Source organism: Streptomyces axinellae, from assembly GCF_039532135.1.
GTDB lineage: Bacteria > Actinomycetota > Actinomycetes > Streptomycetales > Streptomycetaceae > Streptomyces > Streptomyces axinellae.
Genome location: NZ_BAAARJ010000009.1, coordinates 18,881 through 41,868 on the forward strand (window position 1 = coordinate 18,881; position 22,988 = coordinate 41,868).

19 protein-coding genes and 1 pseudogene are annotated in these 22,988 nt (G+C 71.6%); 15 read left to right on the plus strand and 5 right to left on the minus strand.

Annotated features, from left to right (window positions below):
• Positions 1-11 precede the first annotated feature (11 nt).
• The 4 genes and pseudogenes from ABD339_RS15005 to ABD339_RS33800 all read left to right on the plus strand — a co-directional run.
• Complete coding sequence (locus tag ABD339_RS15005; RefSeq protein ID WP_344566188.1) at positions 12-1,211, plus strand: glycerate kinase; 1,200 nt, start codon at positions 12-14, stop codon at positions 1,209-1,211.
• The gene (locus tag ABD339_RS15010; RefSeq protein WP_344566193.1) at positions 1,208-2,614 is read left to right on the plus strand and encodes a C69 family dipeptidase; all 1,407 of its coding nucleotides are present in this window, start codon (positions 1,208-1,210) and stop codon (positions 2,612-2,614) included. Before ABD339_RS15005 ends, ABD339_RS15010 begins: the two co-directional genes overlap by 4 nt.
• 83 nt (positions 2,615-2,697) lie before the next feature.
• The gene (locus ABD339_RS15015) at positions 2,698-4,155 is read left to right on the plus strand and encodes a purine-cytosine permease family protein (protein ID WP_344566195.1); all 1,458 of its coding nucleotides are present in this window, start codon (positions 2,698-2,700) and stop codon (positions 4,153-4,155) included.
• A 63-nt stretch (positions 4,156-4,218) separates the two neighbouring features.
• Positions 4,219-4,915, plus strand: a pseudogene (locus ABD339_RS33800) (transposase); the annotation flags it as partial.
• Positions 4,916-5,003: 88 nt separating this feature from the next.
• Here the strand turns inward: ABD339_RS33800 and ABD339_RS15020 are convergent.
• On the minus strand, positions 5,004-5,417 hold the full coding sequence (locus ABD339_RS15020) for a VOC family protein (protein ID WP_344566197.1): 414 nt from the start codon (positions 5,415-5,417) through the stop codon (positions 5,004-5,006).
• 250 nt (positions 5,418-5,667) lie between these two features.
• On the opposite strand from ABD339_RS15020, the gene ABD339_RS15025 reads away from it, so the two are divergent.
• Positions 5,668-6,735, plus strand: coding sequence for an FUSC family protein (locus ABD339_RS15025; protein ID WP_344566199.1), 1,068 nt, complete (start codon positions 5,668-5,670; stop codon positions 6,733-6,735).
• A gap of 119 nt (positions 6,736-6,854) precedes the next feature.
• Here ABD339_RS15025 and ABD339_RS15030 read toward each other — a convergent pair whose 3' ends face one another.
• Positions 6,855-7,217: an ANTAR domain-containing protein gene (locus tag ABD339_RS15030; protein WP_344566201.1), complete on the minus strand. Its 363-nt coding sequence runs from the start codon at positions 7,215-7,217 to the stop codon at positions 6,855-6,857.
• Positions 7,218-7,474: 257 nt separating this feature from the next.
• On the opposite strand from ABD339_RS15030, the gene ABD339_RS15035 reads away from it, so the two are divergent.
• From ABD339_RS15035 to ABD339_RS15075, 9 genes are all read left to right on the plus strand, one after another.
• Positions 7,475-8,374, plus strand: a complete 900-nt coding sequence (locus tag ABD339_RS15035) for a Rieske (2Fe-2S) protein (protein ID WP_344566203.1) — start codon at positions 7,475-7,477, stop codon at positions 8,372-8,374.
• Positions 8,375-8,542: 168 nt separating this feature from the next.
• The gene (locus tag ABD339_RS15040; RefSeq protein ID WP_344566205.1) at positions 8,543-9,574 is read left to right on the plus strand and encodes a hypothetical protein; all 1,032 of its coding nucleotides are present in this window, start codon (positions 8,543-8,545) and stop codon (positions 9,572-9,574) included.
• A 216-nt stretch (positions 9,575-9,790) separates the two neighbouring features.
• Complete coding sequence (locus ABD339_RS15045) at positions 9,791-10,297, plus strand: TMEM175 family protein (RefSeq protein ID WP_344566207.1); 507 nt, start codon at positions 9,791-9,793, stop codon at positions 10,295-10,297.
• A gap of 565 nt (positions 10,298-10,862) precedes the next feature.
• The gene (locus ABD339_RS15050) at positions 10,863-12,095 is read left to right on the plus strand and encodes a sulfotransferase family protein (RefSeq protein WP_344566208.1); all 1,233 of its coding nucleotides are present in this window, start codon (positions 10,863-10,865) and stop codon (positions 12,093-12,095) included.
• Positions 12,096-12,402: 307 nt separating this feature from the next.
• The gene (locus ABD339_RS15055; RefSeq protein WP_344566209.1) at positions 12,403-12,990 is read left to right on the plus strand and encodes a TetR/AcrR family transcriptional regulator; all 588 of its coding nucleotides are present in this window, start codon (positions 12,403-12,405) and stop codon (positions 12,988-12,990) included.
• The gene (gene yczE, locus ABD339_RS15060; RefSeq protein WP_344566210.1) at positions 12,977-13,627 is read left to right on the plus strand and encodes a membrane protein YczE; all 651 of its coding nucleotides are present in this window, start codon (positions 12,977-12,979) and stop codon (positions 13,625-13,627) included. Before ABD339_RS15055 ends, yczE begins: the two co-directional genes overlap by 14 nt.
• An 836-nt stretch (positions 13,628-14,463) precedes the next feature.
• Positions 14,464-14,922 (plus strand): RrF2 family transcriptional regulator, encoded by a 459-nt coding sequence (locus ABD339_RS15065; protein ID WP_344566212.1) that lies wholly within the window; start codon positions 14,464-14,466, stop codon positions 14,920-14,922.
• A 281-nt stretch (positions 14,923-15,203) separates the two neighbouring features.
• Entirely contained in the window at positions 15,204-16,262 is a 1,059-nt protein-coding gene (locus ABD339_RS15070; protein WP_344566214.1) for a sulfite exporter TauE/SafE family protein, read from the plus strand.
• A 398-nt stretch (positions 16,263-16,660) separates the two neighbouring features.
• The gene (locus ABD339_RS15075) at positions 16,661-18,073 is read left to right on the plus strand and encodes an acyl-CoA dehydrogenase family protein (RefSeq protein ID WP_344566216.1); all 1,413 of its coding nucleotides are present in this window, start codon (positions 16,661-16,663) and stop codon (positions 18,071-18,073) included.
• Positions 18,074-18,229: 156 nt separating this feature from the next.
• On the opposite strand, the gene ABD339_RS15080 is transcribed toward ABD339_RS15075, so the two are convergent.
• Positions 18,230-18,970 (minus strand): DUF4232 domain-containing protein, encoded by a 741-nt coding sequence (locus tag ABD339_RS15080; RefSeq protein WP_344566218.1) that lies wholly within the window; start codon positions 18,968-18,970, stop codon positions 18,230-18,232.
• Positions 18,971-19,451: 481 nt separating this feature from the next.
• Between ABD339_RS15080 and ABD339_RS15085 the strand changes: the two genes are divergently transcribed.
• On the plus strand, positions 19,452-20,273 hold the full coding sequence (locus tag ABD339_RS15085; RefSeq protein WP_425575992.1) for an endo alpha-1,4 polygalactosaminidase: 822 nt from the start codon (positions 19,452-19,454) through the stop codon (positions 20,271-20,273).
• A gap of 177 nt (positions 20,274-20,450) precedes the next feature.
• On the opposite strand, the gene ABD339_RS15090 is transcribed toward ABD339_RS15085, so the two are convergent.
• Both ABD339_RS15090 and ABD339_RS15095 read right to left on the minus strand, forming a co-directional pair.
• Complete coding sequence (locus tag ABD339_RS15090) at positions 20,451-21,758, minus strand: phosphopentomutase (RefSeq protein ID WP_425576001.1); 1,308 nt, start codon at positions 21,756-21,758, stop codon at positions 20,451-20,453.
• 11 nt (positions 21,759-21,769) lie between these two features.
• The gene (locus ABD339_RS15095; RefSeq protein ID WP_344566220.1) at positions 21,770-22,987 is read right to left on the minus strand and encodes an alanine racemase; all 1,218 of its coding nucleotides are present in this window, start codon (positions 22,985-22,987) and stop codon (positions 21,770-21,772) included.
• Position 22,988: the final 1 nt, after the last annotated feature.

The following is a 22,988-nucleotide window of genomic DNA, read 5'->3' on the forward strand; positions in this document are numbered from 1 at the left end:
AGGGTGAGCGGATGCGGGCAGACACCGTCCGGCGAGTGGTCCTTGCCCCGGACAAGTTCAAGGGGACGGTGACGGCGCAGCGGCTTGTCGACCTGATGGCCACTGCGATCACCGAGAGCGGCAGCGGCGCTGCGGTCACGCCCCTGCCTGTCGCGGACGGCGGGGACGGCAGCGTGACAGCCGCCCTGTCGGCCGGCTGGTCCGCCGTTTCCGTACCGGCGTCCGACGCGTGGGGCACGCCACTGGATGTGCCCCTCGCGCGCGATGGTGACCGGGCGATCGTCGAGGTGGCCGCGGTCTGCGGTCTCGGCGCGCTCCGCCCCGGCCCCGCCGAGGCGGCCTCCGGAACGACTTACGGCGTCGGCCAGGCGATCGGGGCTCTGCTGGACGACGGTGTGCGCGACATCACGCTGGCTCTCGGCGGCAGCGCTTCGACGGACGGTGGTACGGGGATGCTGGCGGCCCTCGGCGTCCGGTTGAACGACCGTGCCGGCAAGGCTCCGGCCCCGGGCGGCACCGCGCTGACAAGCGTGACGCAGGTGGCGATCGACGAGCTGCACCCGGCTCTGCGCGAGGTGCGGCTGACGCTTGCGTGCGACGTCGATACTCCGATGCTCGGTCGGGACGGCTCGGCCGAGATGTTCGCCCGGCAGAAGGGCGCCGACGACGCGACGGTAGCCCGTCTCTCCGACGGTCTGGCGCATGTGGCGCCGCTGCTGGAGCGGGCCTTCTCCGCCGACGGGGCGGCCCGGAGGGCCGGCGCCGGAGCTGCGGGCGGGCTCGGCTGGGCCGGCATGCTCCTCGGCGGTGTGCCGCGCTCCGGCGCCGAGGTCTTTCTCGACCTCCTCGGCGCCGAGGAGGTGATCCGCGGGGCCGATCTCGTCATCACGGGTGAGGGCAGGCTGGATGAGCAGAGCCTGCGGGGGAAGGCCCCTGTCGCCGTGGCCCGTCTCGCCGCCTCGCACGGAGTCCGGACGGTCGCCGTCGTCGGCAGCGACCAGCTCACCGACAAAGCCCCCGGCGCGGGGCGGAAAGGCCGTGGCCGCACCGGGGCCGGACCGTTCGCCGACGTCGTTGCTCTCGACCGGATGGATCCCGCCTGCGTCGATGATCCCGAGTTGACCGGCCGCCTTGTCGGCCTCGCCGTACACACCCTGCTCGCGGCCCACCCGGCCCCCTCCGCCACACCCAGGAAGGGAGCACTATCGTGACAACCCGCCCCTGGAGCTGCGACACCTTCGTCGCTCTCCCGGACGCCACCCGTGGTGGGGGCGTCCTCTTCGGCAAGAACAGCGACCGCCCGGCAGGGGAGGCCCAGCCGCTGCGTCGCGTCCCCGCCCGCCCGGCGGGTGAGCCGCTGAGGCTCGCCTACGTGACCCTTGACGACGCCCCGACCTACGCCCACGTCGGATCGGCACCGTACTGGTGCTGGGGCTACGAGATGGGGGTGAACGAGCACCGTGTCGCCATCGGCAACGAGGCGGTGTTCACCCGGCCCTGGGCCCAGGCAGTCGCCCGGGAGAAGGCCGGCGAGCACCAGCAGCCCGGCATCCTCGGCATGGAACTGGTCCGCCTCGGACTGGAGCGCGGCGGGACCGCGCGCGAGGCACTGGAAGTGATCACCACCCTGCTGGAAAGGCATGGCCAGTGGGGCTCGGCCATGGTCGGCGTCGCGCACGACGAGGGCTCGTACGACAACGCCTTCGTCATCGCCGACCCCCGGGAAGCCTGGGTGCTGGAGACTCTCGGCCGCAACTGGGCGGCCCGACGGGTCTCCTCGGGCGTCGCCCCGGTCAGCAACGAACTCTCCCTCCGCACGGACGCCGACCTCACCAGCCGCGGGCTGCGCGACGCCGCCACCGCCGCGGGATGGCCCGCGGACCGGCCGGTGGACATCGCCGACGCCTTCACCGACCCGGGTACGCCGCTCCAGGTCTCCCATATCCGCCGCCGCCGTGCGCACCAACTCCTCACCGCGGCGGCCGCTGGGCCCGGCGTCGGTATCGACACCGCGAAGCGGGTTCTGCGCGACCACCTGGAGGACACCTTCCTCGGCGGCCCCACGTTCGACGCGGCGCGACCGGACTTCCACACCTTGTGCATGCACGAGCACCCCTCCGCTTTCACCTGGGGCAACACCGCCGCCTCCCTCGTCGTCGAACTACGCGACGACGCCGAGACGTTGACCTTGTGGTGGTGCCCGGTCACCCCCTGTACCGGCGCCTACCTTCCGGTGCCCCTGGTGGCGGAGGCGCTCCCCGAAGCTGTGACCCTTCCGATGCCCGGGCCCCAGCGGGACCCCCGCCACCACTCCCGGGCCACCCACGACCCGGCCTCGGTCTGGTGGCAGTGGCAGCACCTGCTCGACGCGGCCAAGGACCCCGGCGCCCGGGAATTCACCGCACGCGCCGCCCGGCTGCGCGCCGCCTTCGACGCGCTGGAAAACGGCTGGGCGGACTCGCTGCCCGCGCCGGACGCCGACCCTTCGGCCCTGGCCGCCTTCGCCCGTACCTGCCTGGCCGAGGCCCGCTCCGAAGCCGAAGCCCTGGCCAAGGAGTTCGGGGCGGATCCGGCGCAGGCGCTGGACAGCCGCTGGGCCCCGGCCGCCGTCTGATCCGAATCACGCCCCACCGACCCCCGGCCTCCCGCACTCCGAGCGACGCCGGACCACTCACCGCCCCCTGGAGTACCACCATCATGTCCCTCAAAGATTCCTTCCGCGGGCCGGAGGCATCGCTCGACGACCAGATCGAGAGCTTCTCCGTCGAGCGCGTCCCCGCCAACAAGCGCTGGCCGATACCCGCCATCAGTTTGGTGCTGCTGGGCAACGCCACGGCCATGTTCTTCTTCAGCTTCGGCGCCCAGCAGACCTTCCTGGTGGGCTGGCCGATGATGCTGCTGCCGATCGGCTACTTCGTCATCGGCGCCGTGCTCATCGGATCGCTCACCATGCGGATGGCCAGCCGTGAGGGCCTCTCCCAGAGCCTGATCTCCCGCGGCCTGGGCTTCGGCAGCCGCGGAGCTGCGCTGACCTCGTTCATCTACGCGGTCAACTTCGTCTACTACTTCCTCTTCGAGGGAACGATCGTCTCGCATGCGATCGCCTACTACTTCGACATCCCCATCGACTCCTTCGTCGGCATCGGGATCTTCGCCTTGATCGGCCTCATCACGATCGCCTTCGTCTGGCGCGGCATGTACGCGATGTCCGCGCTCCAGACCTGGGGCTTCCCCATCTTCGTCGGCCTCCTGGTGTGGGCCCTGATCTCCCTCGGCTCCCAGCACGACGTGGCCGGCGTCAGCGAGTGGCAGTCGACCGCCACCGGGGGAGGGGCGGCGCTGTGGACCGCGATGAGCTTCGCCAACGGCCAGATGATCTTCCAGGGGCTGATGGCCACCGACTACGGACGCTTCGCCAGCCGCCGCATCCGCTACCGCGGCACGGCGACCATCATGCTGCTCGAACTGATTCCGATGCTCGCCATCGTCATCATCGGCGCGATGCTCGGCTCCTCGCTGGTCGGCTCCTTCGGCCAGGAGAAGGCGCAGGACCCCGGTTTCGTCTTCGTCCACCTCATGGGTCTGGTCGGCGTGATCTTCGTCGTCATCACCCAGATCCGCATCAACGTGATGAACCTGTACGGCGGCTCCATCACGCTCGCGAGCGGGTTCGACGTGGTGGCGAAGTTCCGTCCCGGGCGGCCGTGGTGGATGTTCGCGGTGTGGATCTTCGGAGTGGTGTTCTACGCGACCAACGTCATCAACCACCTGGGCACGTTCCTGGCCATCACCGGTGTGCTGACCAACACCTGGGTGCTGATCATCCTCGCCGACTACTTCGTCTGCCGTCGCTGGCTGGGCCTCGGCCGGTCCGAGGACATCGAGTTCCGTGAGGGCGAGGTGCGGGAGTGGAACCCGTGCGGCCTGATCTCGCTCGGCCTCGCCGTCCTCGTGGGCGCTCTGGGCATCGTGGGCGTCTACCCGGTGGCCTACGCGTCGTTCATCGCGATGTTCCTCGGCCCGCTGGTCCACATCGCTCTGACCAAGGCGACCAAGGGGCGCTACTACACTCCGGCCCCCGGCCACGCCGGTCGCCTGAACCATCCGAAAACGGTGCCGGGCCCGTCCGCCCCGCGGGGATCAGGTGAGGCGTGAGGCTGATCCTTTGGAGTGGACACCCTGACAACGGATCTTGGTGGTCCAGGAAGGGATGTCCAGGTGGGGCGCAAGTCTCCGTATCCGGAGGAGTTCGGGAAGGACGCTGTCGCGCTCCATCGGGCCTCGGCGGGCAGGCGCACGTATGCGGCGGTGGCTGCTGCTCTCGGTATCACTGCCGGTCGCTGCGGACGTGGGTCCGCGAGGACGAGTCCCAGGCCGCGTCCGAGCACACCGGCCCCGACGGGGCGCGGGCGAGGAACTGGTCCGGCTGCGGGCCGGGAACGCCCGGCTGCCGAAGGCGGAGAGGAGTGGCAGCTGGAACGCGAGATCCTGCGCCGGGCAGCGGCCTGCTTCGCCCGGGAGGTGAAGTGGGCCCCCGCCGCTGGGACTTCATCTCCAGCAACCGTGCCGGCTTCGGCGTCAAGCGGACCTGCCGGGTCCTGGGCGTCCGCGGCTCCGGCTGCTGCCGGCACCTGGCCGACGCTCAGGCTCGTGCCGGGCGCCAGGCCGAGATCAAGCGGACGGTGGCCGAGGTCCGCGCCATCTTTGCCGGACACCAGGGCGCCTACGGCGGCCCCGCGGGTGGCCCGGCTGATGCGGGCCGGCCACATCGCCGGCCGACACCTGCGGCGCAAGAAGCGCACCCCGATCGCGGACAGGGCGGCTTTCGCCCGTGCCGGACCTGGTGATGCGCGGCTTCACCGCGAACACGCTCAACACCTGGTGGTGCGGCGGCATCACCCATGTCGCCGTCGGCTGCTGCTGACCCAGGGACTGCTGCAGCGAGCCCTCTCCCAGAACTGACATCCCCCAGACCTGCACCCGAAGAGGCCGCGCGTAAGGCCCTAGCGGTGCAGGGGAGGTGCGTAGGAGACTCCGATGATCAAGCCCTCGGCTGTGAGAAGTCTGGCCACCGTCTGCCCCCAGGGCTCGGTGCGGGCCTGGTGCACGAGCTCGAAGCCTGCGCGCTCGAGCTCGGCACCAGCGGCTGTCACGGCTTCCGCGTTCGCCACCTCGAACTCGATCGATGCCTGCGGGACCACCCGGTCGGCGGGCCACTGGGGCGTACCGAAACATGCCTCTGCTGCCTGCGACAGCGGCCACAGACCGAAGTGCTTACTGCCGGGGACGCTCCCACTGGAGTAGTAGCCGTCGCCTTCCCCCTCCAGGGGGAGGCCAAGACCTTCGATGAACAGCTTGCGGCTCAACGGGGGGTCGGCGACGACCACCGCCACGCTCGTGATGAAGAGAACGTCCATGCTGTGATGGCCCTCCCTGTTGCGAGCGGTCTGCGAGGGCTGGAGACCGGCCTCGTCGACACCGCTTCCAGCGGCCGATTCCCCATCAACCTATTTGCCTACTCCGCGGGGCCCGACGCCCGCGCCAAACACCCGCCTCCAAGTCACCCGATCGCGCTGTGCCACCTCGCACCACCGAACACGGCCTGTCACCGCGCCCGGGGTCAAACGGTCTTTCGGGGCGCGCTGCTTCCCCCCGTCTGTTCGCCCTGTGATTCCCGGGACCGTGGCCTTGTTCATCGCCCACGACGTCATGGTGGCGCAGACCCCCGCGTTCGCGCCGTTCTCGGCCGTGCTGATCATGCAGGTGACCGTTTACCAGTCACTGCTCCAGGCGTTGCGTTACGGGGCGGCTGTCTGCGTCGGCGTGTTCATCCAGGCCGGTCCGGGTTTCCTGGCGGGGCCGGACCTGCTGACCTTCGTACTGGTGGCCCTGGTCGCCCTGACCATCAGCCGATGGCGGCGCCTGGGTGCCCAGGGCGTACAAGTGGCGACCGCGGCGTTCTTCGCGTTCTCCACCTACACCGTCTCGACCGGGAACCTGGAGCGCGTCGAACAGCTCAGTCAGATCCTCGCCCTGGTGGGGATCGGTTCCGGGATCGGCGTTCTGACCAACCTCACCGTTCTGCCCCCGATCCGCTACCGCAGCGCCGAGACAGGCATCCGAGCTCTGGCCCGCTCCCTGTGCGGCCTCTTGGCCGATGTCGCCTCCGTCCTGCGTGAGGGGGAACCTGACAGCGAGTACACCGCAGACTGGCGCCGACGGGCCGCGGACTTGGGAACGACCGTCAGCAACAGCCGCTCGGCTCTCCTCACGGCGTGGGAGAGCCGCCACTACAACCCCCGCCGCCACCTGCCCGGCGGCCTTCGGAACCAGGACTTCTCCGGCTACCAGGCGATCTTCGACGCGCTGGAGCGCGTCACCTTCCAGGTGGCATCGATGACCCGAACCCTCCATCACTGGCCGCCGGACGAGGACGGTGAGGAGTGCCGCCGATTCCTGGCGGGGTACGCGGACCTGCTGGAGGCGCTCGGGCGCATCATCCGGCAGTTCAGCGAGATCGACACGAAGCGTCTGGCCCGGCAGGCAGGCGGAAGAGGTGTGCGGCTGTGCCGAAAGCGCACAGGGCACGCTCAAGCGGCTGACCGGATACAGCCGGGAGACCAGTCTGCCGCTGGGCGACCCCACGCGGCCCTACGGCATCCTCCTCGCCGAAGCCACTCGGCTCATGGACGAGGCCCAGCACTCCTGCGATGTCCTCCACCACTGCTCCGGTGAGACAGCCCACACCGGAAGCAGCGCGCGGGAGCGGACCCGGCCCTCGGAACCGGCGGAATGCGCGGACGTCTGAGGGCCCCGTGCCCGCACGCCACCGGGGCGGCTTCGGCAGGCCGGGGTCAGCCGAGGCCGGTGCGTCGGCGCCTGAGTGCGGCTGCCATGGCGTCCCGGACCTGGGCGGGCAGTTCCTCGCCCTCGGGTGTGGCCGCCAGCTCCGCAGCGATCTGCCGCAGCTTGGTGTTGGTGTGCTGGGAGACTTCCACCAGCACCTCCCATGCCTCATCGGCGGTGCAGGGGCCCAGTGCCATCAGCATTCCGCGAGCCCGATCGATGACGGGATGCGATTCCAGCGCGTGCCGCAGGTCGGCCACCTCGGAGCGCAGCGCGTCCAGCTCCTTCTGGCCGGGCTCCCCCAGGGTCTCCTCGTGCCGCGGCGCCTGCCCGGAGCCCGAGGGCCCGGAAGGTTCAGTGGGGGAACCCATCGTTGACTTCTCCTCGTGCAGGCGAGTGCTCGCTCGGGTCTCGTGCCGAACCGGACGGCCGGGCTGGAACAGATAATGCCTCCTCGCGCTCATCACGCGACACCTCGCCCCCGACCGGATGCCCCGACCGCACAAACAACAGCGCCACGCACGGGAGGTGAGAGCGGCGGAGCAGGAGGGCTCCTCCGGGCAGGAGGCCCGTTGCGGACGAAGGCCGGGCGGTTTGAGTTCTGCCCGAGACGGCTACTTGTCGCAGAATGCGACCCTCTCTGACATACCGTCACAAGACTCCGGAGAAAGCCGTCAAGGCCCTGGACGCGCTGGGAGATGCAGCAGCTCTCGACGGCGTGATCGAGACCGTCCAGCGCGCGGTGCGCGCACTGCCGCTGGGCCGGGCCCGTGACACGCTGCACGGCCGGTGGCTGGGGCATCCGCTGCACCCGGCGCTGGTACAGGTGCCGATCGGCTCCTGGCTGTCCGCCGCCGTGCTGGATCTGGCCCCCGGCCACCAGCGGAGCGCACGGGTCCTGGTGGGCGTCGGGCTCGCCGGCGCGGTGCCCGCTGCCCTGGCCGGCTGGGTGGACTGGGCCGAACAGCACCAGCAGCAGATGCGCAGCGGACTGGTGCACGCTGCCTCGAACGTACTCGCCGTGGGGCTCTACGCCGGATCCTGGACGGCACGGGGGCGCGGACGCCACCGAGTGGGGCGCGCGTTGGGGTTCGCCGGCCTTTCCGCTGCGGGCCTCGGCGCGTTGCTGGGCGGCCATCTGGCCTACCGGCAGGCATCCGGCGCGAACAAGGCCGAGCCGGTGCCGCATCTGCTGGAGCCCGGCTGGTACGCGCTCGGGCCCCTCAGCGGGTTCCCGGCGGGGAAAGCGGTGCGCAAGGAGCTGGGCGAGGTACCGGTCATGGTGGTCCGGGACGCCGGGGAGGACGGCGGGGTATCTGTGCTCGCCGACCGGTGCAGCCACTTCTCCGGCCCGCTCTCCGAGGGCAAGGTCGCGGACGGCTGCGTGACCTGCCCGTTGCACGGCAGCGTCTTCCGTCTCGCGGACGGCTGGAACGTCGCGGGCCCCGCCACCGCCCCGCAGCCCCTCTTCGAGACGCGAGTACGAGACGACGGCACCCTCGAAGCCCGGATGCCGGACGCCGGTTAGACAAGCGGCGCACCGCTCAAGCAGGACGGTCACGACCAGCCCCGGCTTGAGCGGCTGGAAGCCCCCATCAACTCTGCGACCGCCCTGTTCGAGCGTCCGGCGAAGTTCGCGGACCCGGAAGCGGGGACGGTCCTGCAACTGTTCACCCCGCAGTACCCGTCGGGCGGAGTGTCCGTCGCGGCGGCGAACGCGATCGAGGGCCGGCAGTGGCTCGTCATGCTGATGGGGTACGGCGACAACCGGCCGGGCAGGACGATCGAGGAGTTCCGAGCGGCCTGCGCCGAGTTGCCGGCGATCTTCAGCGAGGCCACCGGTGGCGCCGTCACCCGCGAGGTCGTGACTTTCCACCAGGCGGAGAGCCGAAGGCGCCACTTCACCGAAGCCGGCCGCTTGCCGTCACGCCTGGTCAGCGTGGGAGACGCCGTGGCGTCCTTCAACCCGATCTACGGCCAGGGCACGAGCTCCGCCGCTCTGCATGCCTCCTGTCCGGCCTCCTGTTTCGACAGCGGCGCCGACCCCGACGCGGCAGCCACGGAATTCTTCCGTTTGCGGCAGGTGGTCGTCGACGCGGCCTGGAGTGTGTCCGCAGGAGGTGACGCCGCCCGCCTCGACGCCGGGAACGGTACCGAGGTGTCCGAGGAAGTGCGGCAGCAGCGCTGGGCCATGGAACAGATCGCCGGCGCCACTCTCGTCGACGGAGACGTCGCGCGAGCGTTCGACAACGTCGCTCACATGCTGCGCCACCCCGGCACCCTGGCCGGTCCGACACTCCGGCAGAAGGCAGTAGCCGCCAACGAGAGATCTGCGGCCGGCCCGGTGACGGATACCGCGATCGACCGCTGCATCGGCCTGTCGGACCGGGCGGTGCACGACGACTCGGCGCTCGAAGAACTGCTGGCCCTGTTCGCCCCTGACGCGATCGTCCGGCTCGGTCCGGAAGCAGTCCGTGGCCGTGAGGCCATCGCGGTTCTACCGCGCCCACTTCGCCACCTTCGCCGACTCCCGGCGTTACCGGAACACAACGGTGCTCGAAGACGGGACATTGCGGGCCGAGTGGGCAGCTGCGTCCCGCATGGCGGACGGCCAACTCATGACAGTGGCCGGGGTGGAGTACGCGCAGCTCGACGGCAACGGCCTCGTCGCCGACCTGCGCAACGAGTTCACCCGCCTTCCCGGCTGACGCGTCGTTTCAGGTGGTGAGCCGGACTCTTCAAGGACTCACCACGGATCGACCGTTGACAACCGATCGATCACCGAACGCTCCAACCGCCCGCGTCTCGACAGGTTGCCCCTGTGCGCAGGGGCAACGGCTGCGGACTCCGTCAACTTCTCGCTGTCGCCAGGGGGGAGTCCGCACAGTTCGCCGACACATCCATGACCAGCCGGGTCCGGTAGCGGCGGCGAGCGCGGAGGGGCATGACAAGGGAGAGGTGCAAACGCACGGGTGCCAGTGGCGCCATCGACGAGACCGGGGCGAGAGGGGCCGGCCCGGGAGAGCCGTCGGTTCCGGCGCCGGGCAGGAACGAGGGGGGTGTCTCGGGCGAGCGGCTGGTGCTGTTCACCGACGCGGTGACCGCGATCTCCATCACCCTGCTGATCCTGCCGCTGGTGGACCTCGTCCCCGAGGCCGCGTCCGCCCACGAGGGCGCCAGCGAGGTGATCACCGGTCATCTCGACCAGATCTGGAGCTTCCTGCTCAGCTTCGCGGTCGTCGCGAACATCTGGCAGGAGCACCACCGGACCTTCTCGACGGTCAACAAGGCCACCCGCTCCCTGACCGTGTGGAACATGGGGTGGCTGCTCTCCGTCGTCGTGCTCCCGCTCCCGACGGAGATGATCGGCACCTTCGGCCGCGACCGGTTCGTGGCGCGTTCTACTACGCGGTGCTCCTGGTCGGCATGGTGTGCCGACTGGCCATGCTGAGATCCTGAAGAACGACCCGGGGGTGGTCGAGGGGGACGGCGAGGAGACCCGACGGGGGATCGCGCACCTGTACACCGACAGTTGCATCAACGTCATCGCCGTGATCGTCGCGTTCGCCATCGCCCTCGCCGTACCGGTGCTGCGGTACTACAGCCTTCCGCTGCTGATCCTGCCGGGGCGGGTGCGACGCTTCACCCGCCGGCGGCGCAGCTCGCGCCGACCACTGGAACGGCCAGTGCCCGGGCGCCCGCCTGAACCCTGGGGGCATCTGCTCCGCGGCTCGGGGACGCGGTGCACGGAGGCACGCTGCGGGCCGGGCAGGACACCACCTGCCCGGCCCCATTGCTGCCCGTGCCTCCGTCCCCCCGTCCAGGACAAGCCCCCCCGGGAGAACCCCGGCGGGTGGCAGCGGCAGTCGGCCACCGGGGCCGGAAACCGGAAAGGGAACTCGCGGGCGTGGGAGCATGGTTGAAAAGCGCAATGTCACACCAGCAAGCAATCCCGATCCACCTGCCCCGCCTTGATCAGTCCTGGTCCACCCGCCCCGTAGAAGGTCGCAGCCGCTGTGTCTTCCGAGTCCCCTGAAGCCCCTGAAGCCCCTGACTCCCCCAAGCCGCTGGCTCGCGTTCTGGCGAACGTCGCGACGCGTCCCGTTTTCGGCTCCCGACGGGATCCGGACCGCGTCTTCGACCGGCTCCTGGCCGATGCGGGAAGACTCGGCGAATTCCCGGGTGACGACGAGTTCATCGACGGGTTCCGGCTCCTGCTGCGCGAGTGGGCGGCGGTGCCCGACATGGCACCGCTCGGATGGCAGCAGGCGCAGGGCCACGTCAGGCGGCATCTCGCCAACCGTGCCCAGGTCGAGCGCCTCATCGCCGAGATCCCCGCGATCGAACAGGAGCCGATCGAGCGTCCGGTGTTCGTCGTCGGGCTGCCGCGCACGGCCACCACCCTCACCCACTCGCTCCTCTCCCTCTCGGAGCAGCATCGATCACCGCTGCTGTGGGAACTGATGACGCCCGGCCTGGATCCGACGGCGAAGGAGCGCCGCCGAGCGGTGCTGTCGGCACGCCGCATGGAGCGCGCCATCAACCTCCTGATACCACGCTTCCGGGACATCCATCCGATCTTCGCGGAGGGCCCCGAGGAGTGCACCTTCGCACTGCCGCACGCGCTGCAGCCGCTCACCCAGGCTCATCTGCCCGGGTACCTGGACTGGCACCTCGGGCACGACATGCGCCCCGACTACCGCTACCTCAAGCGGTTCTACCAAGTCCTGCAGTACGGCCGCCCGCGCCGCCGATGGATGTTCAAGTCACCCATGCACCTCGGTCAACTCGACACGCTGCGCGAGGTGTTCCCCGACGCCACGCTGGTGTGGACCCACCGCGATCCGGTCACCGCCGTGGCCTCGTTCTGCAGCCTCACCGAGACCGGTATGGGCGCCGGCCTGAACCGCACCGACCCGCACACCATCGGCCAGGACTGGCTGCGGCTGCTCGGCGAGAGCATGGCGCGGGCACTGCGGGCCCGATCCGCCATGCCGCCCGAGGCGATCGTGGACGTGCCCTACTCCTGGCTCGGCACCACCCCGGAGGCCGGGGCCCCGAAGCTGTACGAGGCGATCGGCGCGCCATGGACGGCCGCCGAGGCCGCCCGCCTCCCCGAAGCGGCGGGACGCCCCCGCGGCGCGCGCCGCCACACCTACGACCTGGCCCGGTACGGCCTGACCCGCGAGGCCGTCGAGAGGGCGTTCGCGGACTACAACGCACTGCGCGCAGAGGTCGAACAGGCGTAGACGCCGTCGGTCTCGGCTGGGACGAGCACGGTTCGCGACCGCCGGGTCGCCGAAGCCGCCATCGCTCCAGCCGCCGTCGGCACGTCTGCCCGGAGCCGAAAGCGAGTTCCGGGGGCAGGAGTTGCCAGCCCATGTCGCTGCAGAGGCCGGCAGGATGCCCTGTGGACTGAGCCGGTCCGGCACTGGACGCGGCACCGGCACTGGACGCACCGGCACTGGATGCGACACCGGCACCGCGAACGCTGCCCCGGCCGGGCCGGACACGCCACACCCAGCCATTGATTTAACTATCTGGTAAGTTAAATCAATGCAGCGGAACACGACCTCACGCGCTCGCCTGCTGGCCGCCGCCGAGCAGGTCTTCTACGAGCAGGGCATCACCAGGACGAACATCGACACCGTCGCCCGCGCCGCCAAGGCGACCAAGCCGACCGTGTACGCGCATTTCGCCTCCAAGTCGGCGCTCGCGGCCGGCGCGCTGGAGGCCAGACAGCAGCGCGTCGCCACCGACCTCGCCGCACGCCTGGCGGGAGAGGAGCCCGGAGCGCCGCGCCTGGCCGCCCTGTTCGACTGGCTCGCGTCCTGGTACGAGCACGCCAACGGGCGGGGCTGCGCCTTCCTCAACGCCGCCGCCGAGTCCGCCGCGGACGACGCGGTGACCGCCGCCGTCCGCGCCGAGAAGCAGTGGCTGCTGCGCGTGTTGCGGGAACTGTGCGTCGAGGCCGGGTGCGAGAGCCCGGATGAACTCGCCTCGCAGCTGCTTCTGTTGATCGACGGAGTCGCCGCGCGGGTCCTCGTACACGGCCCGGACGAGGCGAGCGCGGCCACGACCGCGGCAGCGCACGCCGCCGCCGCGCTCCTGGCGTCCGCCGGTCACGGTCATGGCGCGTCTTGACGACCTTCCCGGACAGCGCTCGCTGCGGATCGCGGTGGGTCTGGCGCTGTACGGGATGAGCCAGGCGGTGCTGGTGAAAGCCCGCCTCGGCACCGATCCGTGGACCGTGTTCACACAAGGTCTCACGCGGGTCACCGGGTTCACGCTGGGCCAGACCACCGTCGTCGTCTCGCTGGTCCTGCTGGCACTGTGGGCACCGCTGCGCCAGCGCCCCGGACTGGGCACGGCCGCGAACGCGCTGATGGTGGGCCCGTTCGTGGACCTGGGAATCGCCTGGATCCCCGAACCGGCCCACTGGGGTGCGCGCGCCGCGTTCGTGGCCATGTCCGTGATCGGCGTCGCCGTCGCCACGGGACTGTATGTCGGAGCCGGATGGGGGCCCGGCCCTCGCGACGGACTGATGACCGGGCTCGCGCGCCGCGGCATCCCGCTGATCGCGGCCCGCGCCGGGATCGAGGTGAGCGTGCTCGTCGTCGGCTGGCTGCTGGGCGGCAGCGTGGGCGTGGCCACCGTCGTCTTCGCCGCCGCCATCGGGCCGCTGGTCGGCTACGTGCTGCCCAGACTGACACTGCCCCCCGCGCGGCGAGGCGACGGTGGCCACGACGGCGTGCAACCCGCGCCCGGCGCTCCCCGGTGACGCCCGCGAGCTGAAGCCTGCCTCCGGGCGCCGGTACGCGCGCGCCCGCCCGCCCCCGCCCGCCACCCTGCCCGACCGGGCCTTGGCACAGGACGGCAGCGCGGCCCAGGCGGCCTGAAGTCGCGGAAGCGTCGCCTTGCGCGTCGGCGAGGCCGTGACGCCACTGTCCAGTTCGGCACCCATACGGGGCCGTCGGGAGCGTCCGGGCCGTCGGGGCCGTCCGGCCTGTCGGGGGCGATCATCGGTGAACTGACGCCCGATGCCGGAAGACCGGCAAGCCTCCGCCACCGCCGATCTCCAGGCACTGCCAACCCGGACCGACCCCGGTCCGGGTAAGGTTCCGGCGCGAAACGGGGTCGTAGCACCGCTCCAGCGCGGTGAAGCGCGTCGCGCTCCATGCCGACGAGTTGTCGAGGAGGTAGCGCTCTCCCGCCGATGCGGGTGTGCTGTTCACGGACCTTCTCCACATTCTTCGCTGGGTACGCCCGGCCCTCCCCGCCTCCAAGGGAAGAGTCCGGCGCACGCGCCTTCAAGGGCCGCAGGCGGCCAGAGGCGTTGAACGCGTTGAATGCGTGGGGTACGTGGGCTGCCCGGGACATCTGGGCTACGTGGGGTATGTGGGCTACGTGGGTGTGTCGAACACGCTGGGGGTCGCGAAGCGCGCGAGCGGCGTCCGGTCCGACGGACAGGAGGCGAGACCCCCAGGCCCCCGAGGGCGGGGGCCGGAGAGACCGGTGGCCGGAGCCGGGGGACCGGGGCCGGGGCCCGGGGGCGTCGTGTGCGGTGCGGCTCGGCCTCTCGGCCGGGCCGTCCGGTCCACCGGGCATAATGCCGCTATGCGGATCTCGGCCAAAGCGGACTACGCGGTGCGCGCTGCGCTACAGCTCGCGGGGGCCGACGCGGGCGAGCCTCTGAAGGCGGAGGCCATCGCCGAGGCACAGGACATCCCGCACAAATTCCTCGAAGGCATCCTCAACGACATGCGCCGCGGGGGACTCGTCACCAGCCAACGGGGCATCAATGGCGGCTATCGCCTGGCGAAGCGGGCCGAGGACATCAGCATCGCCGACATCATCAGGGTCGTCGAGGGCCCGCTGGTCTCGGTGCGCGGGGTGCGCCCTCCCGAACTGTCGTACAGCGGACCGGCCGAATCGCTGCTGCCGCTGTGGATCGCACTGCGGGTCAACGTCCGGCGGATCCTGGAAGGCGTCTCGCTCGCGGACGTGGTCTCCGGACGACTCCCCGGTGAGGTCGCACTGCTGACCGAGGCACCGGCCGCCTGGACGAATCCGTAGCTTTCCCAGGACACCGCTTTTCCGCGGGTCACCGCTCCCCGCAGGTCATCGCGCCTCCCACCGGTCATCGCGCCTCCCGCGGTTCACCGTTTTCCGCGGGTCACCGCCTTCTTCGGGTCACCGCCCACCGGTCGGCGCCGACGGGCAAGGTGCCCACTAAATGGGACGGCATGGTCCGGACTGCGGACAGCTGGTTGTGGTGTCCGTACGCGCCGGGCATTATCCCTACTACTCAGGTAGGAAAACTAGGAAGCATTCGATCAGCGAACTGTGAGGTGGCCGTGCGCACGCTGATACTGCTGGCCTTGGCCGGGCTCGGTGCCCAACTGGTGGACGGCAGCCTGGGGATGGCCTACGGCGTCACCTCCACCACCCTCCTGCTGGCCATCGGCACGAACCCCGCCGCGGCCTCCGCCACCGTTCATCTCGCCGAGATCGGCACCACCCTGGCCTCCGGCGCCGCCCATTGGCGCTTCGGCAATGTCGATTGGCGCGTGGTCGCCAAGATCGGGATCCCGGGCGCGGTCGGCGCGTTCGCGGGCGCCACCTTTTTGTCCAAGCTGTCCACCGAGACGGCCGAACCGCTGATGTCCCTCCTGCTGCTGGCCCTGGGGCTGTACGTTCTGCTGCGCTTCACCCTTCAGGGGCTGCCCACCGGCCAGTTGGGCAAGCCGCTGCGCAAGCGGTTCCTGGCGCCGCTGGGCCTGGTGGCCGGGTTCATGGACGCCACCGGAGGCGGCGGCTGGGGGCCGGTGGGCACCCCGGCGATCCTCGCCAGCGGCCGGATGGAGCCGCGCAAGGTCATCGGCTCGATCGACACCAGCGAGTTCCTGGTCGCGGTGGCCGCCAGCCTCGGATTCCTCTACGGGCTCGGCTCCGAGGGCGTCAACGCGGGGTGGGCGGTCGCGCTGCTCCTCGGCGGAATTGTCGCCGCGCCCCTCGCCGCCTGGCTGGTGCGCCACGTTCCGCCTCGGGTGCTCGGCTCGGGGGTGGGCGGCATCATCGTCCTCACCAACGTCCGCACACTGCTGCGCAGCGACTGGCTCTCCGCCGGGGACACGGCCCAGTGGACCATCTACGGGCTCATCTACGCGGTATGGGCGGCGGCGCTGGCGCACTCCATCCGGGAACACCGCCGCCTGCGGTGCGCGAGCGCGGACCCGCAATCGTTCTCGGCCTCAGCCTCAGCCTCAACCCCAGCCTCAACCCCAGCCTCAACCCCAGCCTCGGCTTCGCCATCGGCACCGCCGTCCCAACATCCGGACGCCGCCGCGGACTCCGGTGCGGGCTCCCCTGCGCGAGCCGCCGCCCCGGAGAGCACGCCGTCGGCGTCCACCTGAACGCAACCGTGCCCGGCCACCGGTGACGGTGGCGTGTGCGCCTCCGTGTCCGTGTCCGTGACCACGTCCGCGTTCGTGTTCGTGTTCGTGTTCTGGAATGTCGCCTTGTGCTCCATCGCCGCCCCGCCGAGCCCGCTCTGTGTCCTTTTCTGATCTGGAGGTCCACGCGTGACACCGACTCCCCGTCCGCCGGTTCCCTGTCCGCCCAGGCCCTGTCACCCGGGAGGCACCGGCCGGGCCGCCCTCGGCACCGCCTGGCGCCGGCCGTGATCCTGCGCGGCGAGGCACGGCACGGCGGGGAACGCCCCGAAGCGGAACGGCGGGGCGAGGGCGGGTACGGGGCGAACCGGTACGCGGGAGGCCCGTACGCAGCGGGCCCATATGGAGAAGTCCCGTACGTGACCGATCCGTTCGGGGTAGGCGGGTACGCGGAGGGTCCGTATCCGGAAGGCCCCCAGGTCGCCCCTGTGGCCGCCGCCGCGCACTGGGAGCGCATCGCCCGCGAGCTCGCCGACGACCTCGCCGTCGACGCACCCGAACGCGAAGGGGCGGGCCGGCCGCCCGTCGAGGAGATGGCGCGCGTCCGCGAGTCGGGGCTGCTCGCCGCGCTCACCCCGCCCGCGCCCACGACCCCGTCGTCCCCGTCCGCGCCCGTTCCTACGTCCGCGCCCGTGCCTATGTCCGCAGGCACGTCCGAAGACATCTCCGAGGGCGGGCACGGCGGCATGACGTGGCCGTTCGCCTTCCGTATCGTCCGCCTCCTGGCCGGGGCCGACAGTTCCGTCGCCGAACTGCTGGGCCGGCACTACGTACTGTCCTGGAGCGGGCGCCTCCTGCTGCCCGCCGAGCGCGGACTCGCGTGGGAAGCCCGTACGGTCGGCAAGGGCAAGCTGCTGACCGGTGAGATCGCGGCACCCGTTGGCACGGACAGCGACACCGATGCCGCCACCGCCACTGCCACCGGCGGCCGGGCCGCGGGCGAGGGCCTGACCGTGACGACCGACGACCGCGGCTACACCCTCAGCGGTCGCAGCACCCTGGTCCCGGGCGCGTTGGTGGCCGACCGGGTCCTCGTCTCGGCGCGGCGCGCGGGTACGGGGGCGTCACGCGCGGTGGTGCTGGTCGATCCCGCCGATCCCGCCGTCACGCTCGATCCCGTGGACCAGCTGCTCGGCCAGCGCCTCAGCGGCACCGGAACGCTCACTTTCGACCATCTGCACGTCAGCGACGGCCAGTTCGGCGATAACCAGGTGCTCAGCTCGGTCACCGGAGACGAACATCTGACCCCGCCGGTCACCACCCTCCTCCCCCTCGCGCTCCGACTGATGACCGCCCACGTCGTGCTCGGCCTTGCCGAAGGGGCACTGGCCGAGGCCCGCGACGCCACCTTGATCACGGCCCACACCAGGTCAACCGCCCGCCGTCGGCACGACCCCGACACCCCGGCGGCAGACCCCGACCCCGATCTCCTGCACGTGTACGGCGAACTCGCGGCGGCGGCCCACGTGGCCGCGACCGTCGTCTCGCACGCGAGAGGCGCCCTGGCCGAAGGCGTCCGGCGCGGGTGGGCACTCGACGCCGAGGAGTGCGCCCGGATCGGCGTGTCCGTCACGACCGCCGAGGCCACCGCGGGCGAGTCGGCGCTGCACATCACGGCGCGTGTCCTGGAACTCGCCGATACCGCCGGTCTGGACCGGTTCTGGCGCAACACCCGGACCCTCACCACGCGCCGCTCCCCCGCCCGCCGACTGCGCGCCATCGGCGAACATTTCTTGTACGCGGCGCGCTCGGTGCCCGCGCTGGGCGCCTGACCGCACACACAGCCTCCCGGAGACGTCATGCCACTGCCCCCACCCGGGGGAAGGGCCAGGTGGGGGCAGTGGGTTCCGGCTGAGGCAGGCAGCCGGAGTCCGGAAGGCTTCAGCTTCAGCTTCGGGACCGGGAACGGGAACGGTTTGGGGACGGGGTCAACTGCCCGTGCCCGGGGAGAGGGTGCTGATCTTCGGGGTGGACTCCTTGCCGGTGGCGCTGACCGGGCCGCCGGCCCAGTCCACCCGGATCGAGGAGCGGGTGTCGGGCGGGGTGAGCAGGGCGGTGGCGGGGGTGACGGTCGGCGCGCCGGTCATATCCGGGTTGGTGAACGACAGCGTCGCCGAGGCGCTCGTGCCGGGGGTCAGCCGGATCGTCTGCGCGCCGCCGCCCTCGCGCTCGGGATCGACGGACACCTGTTCACCCGCGCTGTTGAGGAAAGCGAAGCCCGGGAAGCCGCGGACGGAGCAGGCGTGGCCGGACTTGTTGGTGAAGACCAGGGAGTAGTTCTCCTGACCGGCGCCGGGGTGGCCGGGGTTGATGGCCGCCTTCAGCTCCGAGGGGGTGCAGGCACCCGGCGCACCGGAGCCGTCCTGCCCGCCGGCGGAACCGCTGCCGCCGGCGCCCCCGGACGAGGTGGAGCCCCCGGAGTCCTGGCCGTTGGCCGAGCCGGGCCCCTCGGTGTCCGATCCACCGCTCGCCCCGGCACCGTCCTTGCCTCCATCGGCCCCGATCCCATCGGCCCCATCATTCCCGTCCCGCGACCAGGTGTGCGACGAGGAGGAGCCCGCGGGGATCGCGTCGCCGGACACCTTCTGGGGGCCGGAGGCGTTCTGGTGCTGGTCGCCGCACCCGGTCAGCAGAGCCCCTGCGGCCAGTACCGCCACGGCCGCTGCCACGCCCCGCGCCGGACGTCCGGTCCCGCCTCGCACCGCACGGGCCATGCGCCCGCACCCGTACCGCCCGTACCGCTCCTGCCGCCCGTTGGTCGTGTCCTCGTGCCGTGGCATCGTCGCGGTCAACTCTCTGCTCGCGTGTCCCCCGTTACCGGGCCGTACACAGGAGTTCGACGGCGGACCCGAAGGAAAAGTTCACATGGATACCAGGAGTGCCTTCGCCGTCGGCCTCCGGACTGGCCACGCTCCGGCTCCGGTTCCGGCCCGGCCCCGGTTGGTCACTCCCTGCACCAACGTCTCCGCGCACGCGTTCTGTTGACAGCTGTGCGAGGGTGTCGCTTTACTCCCTGTGCGCCGACGCACCCCGGCGCCAGAGGTGCGCCCAGCCGGTGTGTCGGCACCCCCCCGCCGCAAGCCCGGACTGAGTCGCCAGGGCCCCCGCGGGCCCGAGGCGGGGCCGCATCCCCCACAGCGGAGTTCACACGTGAGCAAACATCGTTTCAAGTCGCGCAGGTTCATCGCCTTCACCGTGGCCGGCGCGGCCGGTGCGGGTCTCCTCATCACCGGAGCGCTCAACGCCGGAGCAGCCGACGCCGCGGTCCCCCTGCCGCCGAAGAACGCCGGTTTCGACTACCAGATCGGCGGCGCCTACACCCCGCCGTCGGGCGTGAAGATCGTCTCCCGGGACCACACGGCGGAGCCGGCCAAGGGCCTCTACAACATCTGCTACGTCAACGCGTTCCAGACCCAGCCGAACGCCGAGGGCCAGTGGGACGGCGACCTGCTCCTCAAGGACGAGGACGGCAAGGTCGTCCACGACGGCAAGTGGAAAGAGGCCGTGCTCGACACCCGCAGCGACGACCAGCGCAAGCGGATCGCCAAGAAGGTGAACGGCTGGGTCGATGACTGCGCGGCGAAGGGCTTCGACGCCGTCGAGCCGGACAACCTCGACACCTTCGACCGCTTCGGCACGTACCTGACCGCGGACGACGCCAAGGCGCTCTCCAAGCTGCTGGCCGACCACGCCCACGAGAAGGGCATGGCCATCGCGCAGAAGAACACCTCCGAACTGGCCTCCTCGCGCAAGGAGTTGGGCACGGACTTCGCCGTCGCCGAGGAGTGCGGCCAGAACGAGGAGTGCGAGGACTACGCCTCGGCATACGACGACCGCGTTGTCGTGATCGAGTACGAGGACGAAGGGCTGGAGCGCGCCTGCTCCGGCTGGAAGGACCGGCTGAGCATCGTCAAGCGCGACCTCGATGTGAACCCCGCGGGCGACCCGGACCACGTACGCGAAACCTGCTGAGCCACCTGGCCGTGGGCCGCTGCCCCCAGCGGCCCACGGCTGGTCGAGGAGCCGCCTCCCCTCTCCCCCACCGGCCCCGCCTCCCCCGGGTCCATGGGGTCCGTGGGGAGGCGGCGTGCTCATGTGGGCCGATGGCACGCTTCGAGAGCGGGGGCCTCATGCCTCGGTCAGGCCCTCTCAGGCCGCGTCGGGGGCGCGGCGCAGGCGGGTTCCGTTGGCGAGTTGTGCGGGGTCGAGGCCGAGGGACGCGGCGGCTGTGGCGCCCACGTCCGCGAGGCTGTCCGCGTCGGGAAGCAGTTCGAGCACGGGCGCCTCGGGGCGGTGGACGAGGACGGGGACGTATTCGCGGGTGTGGTACGCGTGGCCGATCGTCGGGTCGTTGCCGTGGTCGCCCGTGACCACGAGGCGGTCGCCGGGCCGGTCGAGCAGTTCGATCAGCGCGCCGAGGCCCGCGTCGGCCTGTTCCAGGATGCCGGCGTAGCGGGCGGGGTCCTGCTGGTGGCCCGCCAGGTCGCTCTCCTGGACGTTGGCGACGACGAGCGCGCGGCCGGGTTCCGGAGCGGGGCGTTCCTGAGCCCGGACGGCCTCCAGGGTGTGGGCGAGTACGTCGGCCGTGGCCACCGCCGGGCGGCGTACGGCCGACTCGCACTCCAGGATGTCGGCGGCCTTGCCGACGAGGGTCACCGGGATCCCGGCGCGCGCGGCCAGTTCGGGGAGCTGACGCGTGTGATCCAGGCTCGCGCCCAGGTGCCGTACCTGGAGGCCGCCGTTGCGGTAGAAGCCGGTGGCCGGGGTGTCGAGGCCGACCGTGCCGCCGTCGCCCTCGCGTACGAAGCCGTCCAGCGGGCCGTCCGCGTGGCCGCCGACCGCGATGACGCGGGCGACGGGGGCGAGGGAGCGGACGGTGCGGGCGATGGCGAGGATGCCGTCGAAGGTGAGGTCGGCCAGACGGCCGGACGCGTTCCAGTTGATGCCGGGATCGGCCTCCAGGTTGTCGTGCACGAGCACACTGCCGTCCACGACCAGCAACGGTCTGCCGTCCAGGAGTTCGACCCGGTGGCCGGCCTCGCGCAGCGCGCGGGTGACCTCGTCGAGGTGGTCGCCCAGCCGGGCCACTGTCACCCGGCTGAAGTCGGCCCCCATCAGGGTCTGGTGGCCCGCGAACGTGTCGGCGCCGGGGTAGCCGAGCGCGGCCCGTCCCGCCGCGACCGGCAGCGAGGTGCGGCGGGCCAGGTCGGGGTGCGGGTGGACGAGGCCGAGCCCGAGCGCGCCGAGCGCGGGCAGCCGCAGCGGGCGGCCGGCCTGCGCGCGGGCGTGGTCGAGTACGTGGCCGCAGGTGTCGGCCGCCACGTCGCCGGGGCGCAGCGCACCCGCGTCGGGCATGGCGCCGATCCCGAAGCCGTCGAGGACGACTATGACGACCCTGCCGCCGGGGGCGGCCTCGGCGTCGGGGGCTTCGGGAGCCTGGGCATCGGAGGGATTGATCGTTCCGCCTGTCACAGGGACCTCCCCCGTGCGTCGTACAGCCCTGTGAGGCGGGGCCTTCCGCTTGTCAGGCCCGCGACGACGGCGACGGTCGAGCGCGTCACGAAGATCTGGGTGCGGAAAGCCAGCAGCGCCGTGTCCCCGGCGCGCGCTCCGGCGCCGGAGCCGGGGTGCGCGCCGGAAGCGGGACCCGGGCCGGGGCCGGGTTCGGGAGCCGGATCCGGGGCTTCGAGGAGGCGGTAGTAGTCGATGTTCTCGGGTGGCGCGCCCAGTACGGCCAGGCGTGCGCCGGTACGGGGCAGCAGCGCGGACTTGAGGTGGGAGCGGGGGTAGAAGCCGCCGCCGAACAGTGCGGGCCGCCCGTCGGCCAGGGTGTGGGCGACCTCGGTGACGTACACGTAAGCGGGCTTCTCCGGCTGGGTGGGATCCAGCGCGTGCAGCGGGGTCGTGCCGGTCAGCGCGTGGCCGGGCTCGCCGTGGGTGGCGCCGAGCCGGGCCAGCAGGGGCAGGGAGGCCACGGAGGTGGCGCTGGGGGCGCTCAGCTTGAGGTCCGTGTGCCCGCGTGCGGCGAGAACTTCGCGCCCCTTGAGGGCGAGATCGAAGTTCGGAGTGGGCGCGGGGGTGCCCGTCTCCGGGTCGCACAGCACGCAGGGGAAGGCGGTGACCCCGGCCGGCCGTACGCCCGGCAGGCGCTCGGCGGCTTCGGCGAAGGCGTCGAGCCGCTGAAGCGGAACTCCGCCTTCCTGTCCCGGGTAGACCGTGCCTTCGGCGCCTTCGAGGCGGATGAGGATGTCCTGGACGAAGCCGAGGCGCAGCGCGTTCTCGGAGACGGCGCGCGCGTTGTCCAGGTCGTAGACCGTGACGGTCTCCGGCCGCAGGGCCAGCAGTTCGGGCAGCGCCCGGTGCGGGATCTGGACCAAGTGGCCGAGGTTGCCCGCGCGGGCGCCGGTCGCGTGCAGGGTGCGGGCCTCGTCCGCGTCGATGGCGGCGTAGGCGGGGATCGCGCGGGCGACAGCCTCGGCCAGCTGCGGGTTGCGGCCGAACTGTTTGGCGACGAACCACAGGCCGAGCCCGAGCCGGTCGGCCTCCGCCGCGAGGAGTGCGGCGTTCTCGGCCACGGCGTCGAGGTCCATGACGTAGGTGTCCGGTGGGATCTCCCCGCGCCGGTGGAGATCGGCCGCGGCTTCGGCGAGCCTCGGGTTGCGGGCGAGCAGGCTGTCGAGGAACACG